We start from the raw sequence: 11,296 nt of genomic DNA, 5'->3' as shown, positions 1-11,296 counted from the left end.
GGTATAGCTACAGTCACTTGAATGAGGACAAATCAAACCCCAAGAATTGAATGGCGGAGCTTCGCGCCGCCACTCAATTCTTGGGGTTTATGTCCTAGTACAATTGGCGACAGCTATAAACCCTTTCTCAAATCCCAAAAGCAAAAGCCTTGCTAAGCAAGGCTTTTGCTTTAATTAATCCTAAGTCTGTGAAATAAAAAATAGAGTCCATGCTTTGCATGGACTCTATTTTTTATTTTTCAGGGATTCGTACCGCTGCAAAATATTTTTCAGCTTATCGATCTGAATCGGTTTGCTAATGTAGTCACTCATACCCGCATCACGGCAGATATTTTGATCGTCATCGGTAGCATTGGCAGTCATCGCCACGATCGCGATCGGAGGTAATTGCGAGGCGTTTTCGCGATCGCGAATATGTTTAGTTGCCTGTAGCCCGTCCATTTCAGGCATCTGAATATCCATGAGAATTAAATCGTAGGTTTTATCCGCGATCGCCGCGATCGCTTCTTGCCCATTGCCTACGATGTCAGCCTCATAACCGAGGTGTTTGAGTACGCGCATCGCTACTTTTTGATTGACAGGATTGTCCTCAGCTAACAAGATGCTGAATCTAGATAAAGATGGTTCGGGCTTAACTGAAATATCCATGATTTTATGGTGCTGTTTTTTCCCTACCTGAAACCAGTAGCGCGATTGCCAGTAACATTTAACCCATAATTTGGGGCACGCGGAAAAAGTCTTCTTCCCGATCTGGCGCGCAGTCCAGCAAGACTTCGCGATCGGCAAAAGGTTGCAGGATATCGGCGCGAGTAATATTGACGGTGTTAACAGCCCTAGTCGTTGGTTCAACCCCCTCTAACAGAGAATCAAGTTCATTTAGCTGTTGGAAATAGTCCAAAATGCTATCTAGCTGCTTGGTAAAAGAAATTTCTTCGGCTTCAGTTAATTGCAAACGTCCCAAATGGGCGACATGGCGAACTTGATCTCTATCAATCATAATATCTGTGCGATCTTTATATAAGTTTATATGTGGTATGTATAGTTAATTTGTGTTTAGGTTAACCGTTAGGTTTTGGTATTTCTTTGACCATCCTAGATCATCTGGATCGTTTGCCTAAACTATCCCCAAGAATATATTGCGGTTTTCAAGTGAGTGCGTACTCATTTGAAAACAAAAAACAATCTTAGTAAGGGTTTTGAGTTTTCATTTTGCCTACGGCAAAATGAAAACTGCAATATTTATCAGGATATGAATATAGTTCTAATACCAATTCACGAAAGCGTGACAACAGTTTTGCGAACTAAAAACTAAACCTAGCGAGGGTTTTCAAGTTAAAAAATGGCTACGCCATTTTTTAACTTAGTATAAGAATATATAGTAGTCCTAAATCATACGCTCAGCCAATGTTAGCTGAGCGTAAGTCTCTTAGGACTTACACCAAAGATTGCTAGGTTTAATAGGGTTTAATAGGTTAGAAGAACAGATTAATATCGGCTCTACCAGTTGTCTTTAGCCAGTTTTGCGCTTCGATATAGTTGTTGGGAGCAAGTCGTATGGCTCTCACCCAATGATCGGCAGCAATGTTGAAATATTCTTCGGCTTGTTCTTCATCCTGAGCATTTTCCCCTTTATGGTGATAAATCACCGCAACATTGTTCAATGCTTGAGGCATACGGGGATTGAGATCGATCGCCTGCTCGTAAAATTCGAGAGCCTTATCGTGATCGCCATTACTAGCATGAATTAAACCCATGTTGTAATAGATATAACTGCGATCATAGGAATTTTCTTCGAGTTTGAGGGCTTCTTCGTAGTTCGATAGGGCTTCGGCATACTCACCGTCACCTTGAGCGGACATCCCATCTCGATAGTAAGCAAAGGCTTCTTTTTCTTTCTGACTAGCAGGAAAGAGTTTTAAAATCGTGTCGGCAATAACGGTAAAGGTTTGATCGACGAAGTTGTCATTACGTTGCGATCTAGGCATAGTTCTTTATAAATTTGCAGTCAGTTGTTAATCAGCATATCAAAAGCCTGATATATATGAGGTTTCGTTTTGTGATAATGCTGTTCTGTAACGTTACTTTTTGGCGATATTTTTTACTGACAGTGCAAATTAATGACAATTAAGTCAAGCTTAATGCCAAATTTTTGCCAAGAATATTTAGGCTTCGCTTTTTGTTTATATAACTTAACTTTAGCCGTTTATTCGTGACATTCGTAAAGCATAGCTTAGCCATGCTTTACGAATGTTGCAATTAATTAGGCTTAGGCGTAGCCGCGACCTCTAGGGCGATCGTTGTTAGTACGTTCACCACGAGGCTTAGCCTTATTAACGCGTAGGGTTCTTCCCATCCATTCGGCTTCGTTAAGCGCCGCGATCGCCGCTTCTTCTTGGGCATCATCCTCCATATCAACGAAGGCGAAACCCCGAACCCGACCTGTTTCTTGGTCGGTGGGCAATTGCACGCGTTTTACAGTGCCGTAGTCTGAGAAGACGCTTGTCAAATCATCCTTAGCAGCTTGATAAGACAAATTTCCAACGTAAATAGTCACAGTCAGTTCGCTCCAAAAAAGAGATCGATAAAATAATTTAGCCAGTCTTCGGAAAAGACTCGCTCGATCCGAGATCTCACAAATCCAACCTAAATTTCAGCTTTGATATAAGTTTACCGTTTAGCCGCAACAATTTGCGTAGGCTGTATTACAAAGCTTTGTCCAAGTAATGCTAAAGAGCGCATAAACCGTAAAAAATGGCGATCGATTCCTTGCTGTAAGCGGTATTTCTCGTTATGGGCGATCGCTTATGCTTCAAGTCTTTGAGAATTAGCTTAAAATATCAGTCTAAAGAAATAAGTCAAATTACTTACTAGTTAGCGTTTGCGAGGAGTTTGACGAGAAATTTTTACCAAACTTAAAGATAATTAAAAATTTAAAAATGGGGAGACAAAGTTAATTTATTACTTTTTTATTACTTGGTTATTCGCCCTTTTCTTGGTGATCAATATGCATGAGGTTTTGTCGTTAAGGCTGGGCATAATTAAAAACCAGCATCGAAACCCGTAGCGGTAGTGGGTTATGATGGCAGATGTCTAAAAATTTTCTCTGTTCACTCTGGCTCGAAGTAAAGCTATATAAATAGTTTTATCAAAACAGCTATCAAAAAAAGCTATAAAAAATATGGGTAAACAAAGCCGCCTGCTTGCCTTTGTATTGGCAGTTTTATTGGGGGCTGTGTATCTCATCGTAAATCATCCACCTAAGTTAGGGCTAGATTTACGGGGTGGTGCGCAGCTTACACTCCAAGCAAAAATTAATCCCGAACAAGGAATTAATGAAATTACACCACGCATTATGGAAACTGCAAAGTTTGTGGTGGAGCAACGTATTAATGGCTTGGGTGTTTCCGAAGCAACAATTGTGATATCGGGTAATAATCAACTAGTCGTGCAACTGCCTGGGGTAAACGATCCTGCGCAGGCTGAACGGGTAATTGGGACAACTGCCCAGCTTGATTTTCGGAAGCAAAAAAAAGGAACTGAAAGCGAGCTAAGGGCAAGATTGCAAATTCAGCAGGCGGCAACGCTGCAACGTGAAATCCTAAAAAACTCTGGCGATCAAAAGGCGATCGCTGATAACGAAGCGGAATATCAAAAGAGTGTAGAAGCACTGAAGGGGATTTTTGAGCGCACAGGTTTAAGCGGCAATATGCTCAAGGATGCAGTCGCATCGCCATCGGGCAATGGTCCTGATTCTTGGCAAGTGGCGCTCACCTTTGATGATAAAGGCGGCGATCTATTTGCGAAAACTACTGGTGAAATTGGCGGTACTGGTCGCGCTTTAGGTATTTTCTTAGACGATAAGTTGATTAGTTCTCCATCCGTTGGTCCCGAATTTCAAGGCAAGGGTATTACTGGTGGAAGAGCTGTAATTACAGGAAACTTTACGCTTGATACGGCTAACGAACTTGCTTTGCAGTTAAGAGCAGGAGCCTTACCAGTGCCTGTAGAAATTGTTGAAAACCGTACTGTCGGGGCTACCCTTGGGGCGGACAGTATCCTGAGTAGCATTTATGCTGGGGTTGCGGGGCTAGTCTTAGTCATCATTTTTATGGTGCTCTATTACCGCATTTTAGGTGTGGTTGCCGATATTGCCCTCATTACCTATGCGGTGATTACCTTTGCTTCGTTTTGTCTGTTAGGCGTGGTCTTGACTTTACCAGGCATTGCAGGATTTATTCTCAGTATCGGTATTGCTGTGGATGCCAATGTATTAATTTTTGAACGGACAAAAGAAGAGTTAAACGCAGGAAGAACTCTCTACAAATCCGTTGAAGCTGGCTTTTATCGAGCTTGGTCGAGCATCCTTGATAGCCATGTAACCACCCTGATTTCTTGTTTTGCCCTGTTTTGGCTTGGTTCGGGATTTGTCAAAGGATTTGCGGTTACTTTAGGCGTTGGGGTGCTGGTGAGTGTCTTTACGGCGGTGACATTGAGCCGATCGCTGATGTTGGCAATGATCAGCAATCCCCTATTTCGGAAGCCAGAATATTATGGCGTAAAGGCTTTTGGCAAAATTTCTCCAACTAAAGTTGAGGTGGAAACTAAGTCCGAGGATAAATCGGGCGATCGAGAAAACGGTAATAAAAAAGACAATACAGGTGCAGTGCTATGAAATTAGATGTAATTAAACATGGTCGCCTTTACATCACGATTTCCACGACAGTGATTGTGGCGGGTTTAATCGCGATGGTTCTCTCCTTTCAACAGTTAGGATCGCCTTTACGCCTCGGTATTGACTTTACGGGTGGTTCTAATATTACGCTCGGTTTGGCTTGTAATGCTGGCAATTGTGGTAAGCCCATTGATGTGGCTGTGATCCGCCAAGCGGTAGAAAGTAAGGGTTTTAGTAATAGCGTCATTCAGTTAGTTGAGGGCAAAGACCTTAAGGGTATATCGGTTCGGACATCCCATCTCTCCTCTGAGCAGCGGGTCAAGCTCAAGGAAACTATGACTGAATCGTTGAAGCAGTATGGAGAAGTTGACCCCAAGAAATCCCAGATTGATGAAGTCGGCCCCGCGATCGGGCAGCAGGCTCTCAATAATGGTTTGCTTGCCCTTGGTTTATCCTTTGCGGGGATCGGTGTTTATCTTGCCTTTCGCTTTCAACTGGACTATGCCACCTTTGCGATCGTGGCGCTGTTCCACGATATTTTTGTCACTGCTGGTGTATTTGCCATTTTAGGGCTGACGATGGGGGTAGAAATTGATAGTTTATTTATCGTTTCAATGCTCACGATCTGCGGCTTCTCCGTTAACGATACGGTGGTAATCTACGATCGCATTCGCGAAAATGTGAAGATCGATACGGATACGACCAGTTTTAATGATTTGGTTAATGCTTCGGTAAATCAAACCCTCTGGCGATCGATCAATACCACTCTCACGGCAACTTTGCCTTTAATTGCTATTTTCCTATTCGGTGGTGCGACGCTAAGGTTTTTCTCGCTGGCTTTGATCGTTGGGTTCCTGTCGGGGGCTTATTCCAGTATTTTTAATGCCAGTATTTTGCTCGCTTGGTGGCGTAGCCGTCAGGTGACAGTTCGTCAACCGCCCCTCGAAGCCAACTAGATAAAAAGCTTAGAGATTCGCTATTAATTTAAAGTGTCTGTGGCTTCGACTACGCTCAGCCAACGTTATAACAAGTTAAGAAATGGCGTAACCATTTTTTAACTTGTTATCCCTTACGAGGTTTAGTTTTTACAGCGCTTTGCGCTCAAACCCAAACCAAGAAGAATTTTGAAAGCGTTGCTTCGCAACGCTTTCAAAATTCTTCTTGTGGTTCGTTCGATCGGTAATTGCTGTAATTCGCAAAAGTGTTGTCACACTGTCGTGAATTGGTATAAAAGGACAAAATCATCTCCCGAGAAGAGAAGGTTGGCGCGAAGTGCCAGCCTTCTGCTCTTGGGGGAAGGAGGGTTTTCGCACTACCGAAGGTAGCGAGGAAACCCCATAATTCAATAGACTGGGAAACGCTATATACTTACCTCAATGCTTGGTCTGAGTTATGAATGAAGAAGACATCAGCAATATTGCTCAGCCCCGATCTGAAATAAATTCCGATCAAATATCTGATCCTGATCCACTGCTCGAACGACAAATCCAACGTCTGATCGAAGTCCAAACCTATTTGCGGTGGATATTTGACGGATTTCTGTGGTTGACCGTGGGAACGGCAAGCATTTGGGCTTTGCGATCGGATATTGAGCTATGGTTTGCCTCGTTTACATGGGCGGCGGTGCGGATGACTTTGGCTTACAATCGTTTGCCGATGTTAGGCTTGGGGATATGTGTGGCAATGACCTTAGCGACTTTGGTTTGGCAGAGTTCGATTATTTTATGGGGACTGAATCAACGGGAAAAGCGATCGCTTGCCACTCAAGTAAAAAGAATTCAAGCAAAAGGTAAAAGCCATCCATTATGGCGCTGGGTTTGTGAGGAGAAATTATAGCTGCCGTCAACATAAAAAAGATGGTTGTTGCGCTCCGCGCAACAACCATCTTTTTGGGTTTATTCCTTACGTTGCTATAAAGTGAACAATTAGAAACCATTTAAGAATTCACTAGATCCCCCCAGCCCCCCTTAAAAAGGGGGGAGAATTAAATTTTTCCCCCTTTTTAAGGGGGATTGAGGGGGATCTCTTAGAGTTTTTGACCGCAGAAAGTACTTCTTAAATGGTTTCTTAGTATTGCGCGGCAAAGCCGCGCAATACTCATTGTTCACTAGGGAGTAATTATGGCTATTAAGGTTTTACATCTCTCTGATATTCATCTTGGCAGTACGACCCATGGCAAGATTAATCCGCAAACGGGTTTAAATACTCGTCTTGAGGATTTTGTGGCGGCGCTAACCCTCTGTATCGATCGCGCGATGCGGGAACCAGCCGATTTAGTTCTCTTTGGTGGGGATGCCTTTCCTGATGCCACGCCGCCGCCCTTGGTGCAGCAAGCCTTTGCCAAGCAGTTTCGTCGTCTTGCCGATGCTGGGATTCCCACGGTTTTATTAGTTGGTAACCACGACCAGCATTCGCAGGGAGTCGGTGGTGCGAGTTTAGCTATTTATCGCAGTCTTGCCGTACCGAATTTTACCGTAGGCGATACGATCGCCACCCATCGTATTTCTACTAACGCGGGGGCAATTCAGATTATTACCCTACCTTGGATTACGCGATCGACTCTACTCACGAAGTCGGAAACCGAAGGATTTTCGATGGCAGATGTGAATCAATTCCTGATCGATCGCTTACAGGTGGTGATCGAAGGTGAAATTCGGCAACTCGATCCGAGCTTACCAACGATTTTATTGGCTCATGTAATGGTGGATACGGCAACCTACGGCGCAGAGAGGTTTTTGGCGGCGGGCAAGGGATTCACGATTCCATTGTCGATGTTAACCCGCGAAGCCTTTGATTATGTGGCATTGGGGCATGTGCATCGACATCAAATTCTTGCCACGCAACCAATGGTGGTTTATCCAGGCAGCATTGAGCGGGTTGATTTTGGCGAAGAGAATGAGGCAAAGGGCTATTGCTGGTTAGAAGTTGAGAAAGGGAATGTAAAATTTGAGTTTTGTCCAATTCCGACCCGCGTATTTCGGACAATCGAAGTAGATGTGACACAGGCGGAGGATCCGCAGGCAAAGTTACTCAAAGCAATTCAAAAAGGGAAAATCGATCGGGCGATCGCGAGGCTGATTTATAAAATTAAAGCCGAACAACTAGCGCTAATTGACGATCGCTTACTCCATGAAGCCATGGAAAGCGCCCATAATTATTCTCTGATTCCAGAAGTGGTCAGCCAAAATCCACGGAGTCGAATGCCCGATCTCAGCACTGCGGAAGCCCTCGATCCGATGACGGCGCTGAAAACCTATCTCAGTACTAGAGAAGACTTACAAAATCTGGAACCTGAAATGCTGAATGCCGCTCAAGAACTACTCAGTGAGATTGGGCTGGCTATGGATAGTATCGATCCTGCGATTGATACGACTCAAGCTAGTCAATTGGTGATAAGTTTCGACTAGTTGAGATTGCAGAGTGACGAGGGGAACCTGTCGCAGCGCCGCAGCGCGATCGTAAATTTGTTCGATACTAATATCATCGCGATCGTCGGTTTCTAAAAAGAACCGCCCCTGCGGAATGGTGGCGATCGCTGGCACTACAGGAGAGCGATCGCTTAAAACTGCTGCTCCAAATGAAAAGTAAAAACCATGTTCGAGCAATTGTTGAAAGACTTCCTTTTTTTTGTGAAAGCCATGAACGATCCAAGGAATGACAGATTTCGTAGTTTTCTTTAAAGCGATTAGTTCGGAAAAGGCTCTTACACAGTGGATTACCAATGGCTTTTGTAATGTTTCCGCTAATTCTATATGTCTTTGCAAAATTGTAATTTGCAATTCCATTGGTAAATCAATATTGCGATCGAGTCCGCATTCTCCAATCGCGATTACTTCTGGTAATTTCGCCAATATTTCCAGATTTTGGTAAGCCTCTTCCCACGATGACATGGCTATAAACCAAGGGTGTAAGCCCAGACTACAGGTAGGCGGTAATGAGTGGGCTGGCAAGTCCGTATTGACATGCAGGGTTTGCAGGTTGATCAGATTTTGACATTGGCGATCGCGATGGGTATGGAAATCAATAAACATTTTGATTAGCCCCCAAGGTGTGACAACGGAAGTAATTCTAAAATGGTTCCTAAAATGGTTTCTAAAATGATTCCTAAAATGATTCCTAAAATTGGTAGCCGATGCTGAAATAGAGCGAAGACTCTTGCAAATTAGAGCCGCGATCGCTGAGGTTTACAAATGGAATTGCATAATCTAGCCGTAGGTTTAGCCGTTTAATTGGCTCGAAAAGAATACCCAATCCACCACCAGCTAGAAAGTTCTGATTGGGTAGCACGTTGAGATTTCTAGAGTTGTTCCAAACTGTACCGAGATCGACAAAAGGAGCTAACTGGAGAACTGTGCGATCTTCCTCATTTCGCGCCACCACAAATCGGCTCTCCAAAGAAAGGCGGATACCGTTGTCACCTGAACGCACATTTTGACGAAATCCCCGCACCGATTGCCCACCTCCAATCACAAACTGCTGCGATGGCAAAAGCGGATCAGCCGAGAATTGAGTATCTAATGATCCGATCAAAATTGTGTCAGTGCCAAGAACTTGAACTCGTTGAATCTGACCTAGCCAGCTAAGGAAAGCTGCACTAGGATTGGTGACAAAAGTTGCACCAAATAAGCCTGTCCCAAGACTAAACTGCGATCGCAATGACCAAACTCCATCAGTGTCGCGACTGGTATAGTCTTGTCCAAATTTAAATACACTGGTGCGACTAGTCCCATCGGCTTCGGCTCCAATCCCAAATGGCACAGCCAGATCGTTAAATAGGAATGTTTGACCTCTTTGATATTCATAGCCTAGAGACAGGGCAAATTCTTCACGGGGATTACGAATCAAGGGCTGGCGATAGGTAGCGGAGTAAACTTCATTATTGCCCCGAATATTAAAGACATCAAATGGGGACTGGGTAATGCGGTAGTTGCTGGGGGCAAAGCGAACTGATACAGTTCCATTCATCGGGTTGACAGGAATGCTAAAACCAAAATCATATTGGTTAGAGCCGCCTGTTGTAGTTCTGTAATAATTGGCGGTAAATACATCTCCCAATCCAAAAAGATTGCGGTAGTTTAGCCCCGCACCCATGCGCTCAGAACCAACCGCAGGTGGGGAAAAGTTATCAAAACTGACAGAACCTGTCAGTTGATTTGCCTCAACAACTGTAATCGTGAGTATACTCAAACCAGCTTTGCTACCAGCTTTGAGGCTAGCATCTACGCTGGTAAAATTGGGATCGGCACGGAGAAGCCGCAGTTGATCTTCGAGGTTATTGGTGTTGAGGGGAGTGCCAATTCCTAGCTCAGTTCGCGATCGCACGTAGTCTGGATTAAGTGCATTAACACCAACAACTTCGATTTTTTCGACTTTTCCTTCCAAAACCTGAATCTTGGCAACACCATCAACGACACTTTGAGGAGTATATATCGCTTGAGAAGTGACATAGCCATTACTGACATACAGTTGGGTAATGGCATTGGTGGCGGCTATGAGTTGCTCTTCCGTAACTGATTTTCCTTCGAGAGGTTCGATGATGGGACTGAGCTTCGCTGCATCGAAAACTGTACTGCCAATAACTTCAATTCTTTTAATTGGAATTGCTTGAGTGATTTGATTTTGAGAAGTTTGATTTTGAGAAGTTTGATTTTGAGAAGTTTGATTTTGAGAAATTTGAGCTTGAGAAGTTTGAACTTGAGCAACTTGAGATGGAGAAGTTAGAGAAGAATGGGCTAAGTTTTGTGAGGGAATAGAACTAGTTGATAATGAAGGTGTTAAATCTGTGGAAATTGGATAAGCTTTAGCCGATAACCCGCAATCTGTTGCTACTAATGCAAGGGTAGAAAGCCCTAATAATATTGGATGAATTCTTGCGAGCTTGACCTTTAATTCCGCTATTTTTGGGCGCATAGTTCTTGTTTTTACGTTGATTCCTCACTAACAGTAAAAACGTTAGCATATGTCAGTCTTAATTAAATGTATTATTGCAATGAAGTATCAATAGTATAGTATAAGTTTATATTGTTAAGTCTCAGTAAAAATTTTGATGGGGTTGTGGGAGATTATGTTGAAGTCAACTTGGGGAAAGTATTGGGCAACAACTGCGATCGCGATCGCCTTATCTCCAGCATTATTGTTGACAGCCCCAGTCAACGCCCAATCAATACCGATCACTGCCGCGCAAGATGGGACTGGCACAGTCATATTGCCAAATGGACAAAGATTTGACATAACAGGCGGAACGCAAGCAGGAACAAATCTCTTCCATAGTTTTCAGCAATTTGGCTTAAGTCAAGGACAAATCGCCAACTTTCTCAGTCAACCCAACATTCAAAATATCCTTGGTCGAGTAGTTGGAGGAGATCCTTCCGTCATCAATGGACTAATTCAACTGACAGGCGGCAATTCTAATCTCTACATCATGAATCCCGCAGGGATTATCTTTGGGAATAATGCCAGTTTGAATGTACCAGCTTCTTTTACAGCTACGACTGCTAATGGAATTCAGGTTGGCAATGGTTGGTTTGGCATGAATACTAGCGTCAGTGATCTGAAGAATCTGACAGGAACTCCCAATGCTTTCGCCTTTACTAGTCCGACATCGCCACTAACTCAAGGACAAAC

Annotated in this window: 12 protein-coding genes; 5 read left to right on the top strand and 7 right to left on the bottom strand. The window is 43.6% G+C overall.

Annotated features, from left to right (window positions below; genetic code table 11):
- Positions 1 to 225: 225 nt before the first annotated feature.
- The 4 genes from AC805_RS20355 to AC805_RS20340 form a co-directional block, all read right to left on the bottom strand.
- Entirely contained in the window at positions 226 to 648 is a 423-nt protein-coding gene (locus AC805_RS20355; RefSeq protein WP_055077097.1) for a response regulator, read from the bottom strand.
- Positions 649 to 706: 58 nt separating this feature from the next.
- Positions 707 to 997: an Asp-tRNA(Asn)/Glu-tRNA(Gln) amidotransferase subunit GatC gene (gene gatC / locus AC805_RS20350; protein WP_009627975.1), complete on the bottom strand. Its 291-nt coding sequence runs from the start codon at positions 995 to 997 to the stop codon at positions 707 to 709.
- 475 nt (positions 998 to 1,472) lie between these two features.
- The gene (locus AC805_RS20345; RefSeq protein WP_009627976.1) at positions 1,473 to 1,985 is read right to left on the bottom strand and encodes a photosystem I assembly protein Ycf3; all 513 of its coding nucleotides are present in this window, start codon (positions 1,983 to 1,985) and stop codon (positions 1,473 to 1,475) included.
- Positions 1,986 to 2,266: 281 nt separating this feature from the next.
- Positions 2,267 to 2,554 carry an RNA-binding protein gene (locus tag AC805_RS20340; protein ID WP_009627977.1) on the bottom strand — a complete coding sequence of 96 codons (288 nt, stop codon included), beginning with the start codon at positions 2,552 to 2,554 and terminating at the stop codon, positions 2,267 to 2,269.
- A gap of 624 nt (positions 2,555 to 3,178) precedes the next feature.
- Between AC805_RS20340 and secD the strand changes: the two genes are divergently transcribed.
- The 4 genes from secD to sbcD all read left to right on the top strand — a co-directional run bounded on the left by secD (position 3,179) and on the right by sbcD (position 8,079).
- Complete coding sequence (secD, locus tag AC805_RS20335; RefSeq protein WP_055077096.1) at positions 3,179 to 4,672, top strand: protein translocase subunit SecD; 1,494 nt, start codon at positions 3,179 to 3,181, stop codon at positions 4,670 to 4,672.
- Positions 4,669 to 5,628: a protein translocase subunit SecF gene (gene secF, locus AC805_RS20330; RefSeq protein WP_055077095.1), complete on the top strand. Its 960-nt coding sequence runs from the start codon at positions 4,669 to 4,671 to the stop codon at positions 5,626 to 5,628. Before secD ends, secF begins: the two co-directional genes overlap by 4 nt.
- A gap of 436 nt (positions 5,629 to 6,064) precedes the next feature.
- Positions 6,065 to 6,508, top strand: a complete 444-nt coding sequence (locus tag AC805_RS20325) for a hypothetical protein (RefSeq protein WP_055077094.1) — start codon at positions 6,065 to 6,067, stop codon at positions 6,506 to 6,508.
- 284 nt (positions 6,509 to 6,792) lie between these two features.
- Positions 6,793 to 8,079: an exonuclease subunit SbcD gene (gene sbcD, locus AC805_RS20320; RefSeq protein WP_055077093.1), complete on the top strand. Its 1,287-nt coding sequence runs from the start codon at positions 6,793 to 6,795 to the stop codon at positions 8,077 to 8,079.
- Here the strand turns inward: sbcD and AC805_RS20315 are convergent.
- The 3 genes from AC805_RS20315 to AC805_RS27515 all read right to left on the bottom strand — a co-directional run bounded on the left by AC805_RS20315 (position 7,990) and on the right by AC805_RS27515 (position 10,382).
- On the bottom strand, positions 7,990 to 8,703 hold the full coding sequence (locus AC805_RS20315) for a TatD family hydrolase (RefSeq protein ID WP_055077092.1): 714 nt from the start codon (positions 8,701 to 8,703) through the stop codon (positions 7,990 to 7,992). The two genes, sbcD and AC805_RS20315, sit on opposite strands and share 90 nt — an antisense overlap.
- An 85-nt stretch (positions 8,704 to 8,788) precedes the next feature.
- Entirely contained in the window at positions 8,789 to 10,267 is a 1,479-nt protein-coding gene (locus tag AC805_RS20310; protein WP_369122837.1) for a ShlB/FhaC/HecB family hemolysin secretion/activation protein, read from the bottom strand.
- Entirely contained in the window at positions 10,263 to 10,382 is a 120-nt protein-coding gene (locus AC805_RS27515; protein WP_082429582.1) for a pentapeptide repeat-containing protein, read from the bottom strand. Before AC805_RS27515 ends, AC805_RS20310 begins: the two co-directional genes overlap by 5 nt.
- A gap of 354 nt (positions 10,383 to 10,736) precedes the next feature.
- Between AC805_RS27515 and AC805_RS20305 the strand changes: the two genes are divergently transcribed.
- The coding region (locus AC805_RS20305; protein ID WP_231663903.1) for a filamentous hemagglutinin N-terminal domain-containing protein at positions 10,737 to 11,296 on the top strand (560 nt) is incomplete at its 3' end.

This window comes from Pseudanabaena sp. 'Roaring Creek', from assembly GCF_001402795.1.
GTDB lineage: Bacteria > Cyanobacteriota > Cyanobacteriia > Pseudanabaenales > Pseudanabaenaceae > Pseudanabaena.
This window is presented reverse-complemented; position numbering and strand designations above follow the sequence as displayed.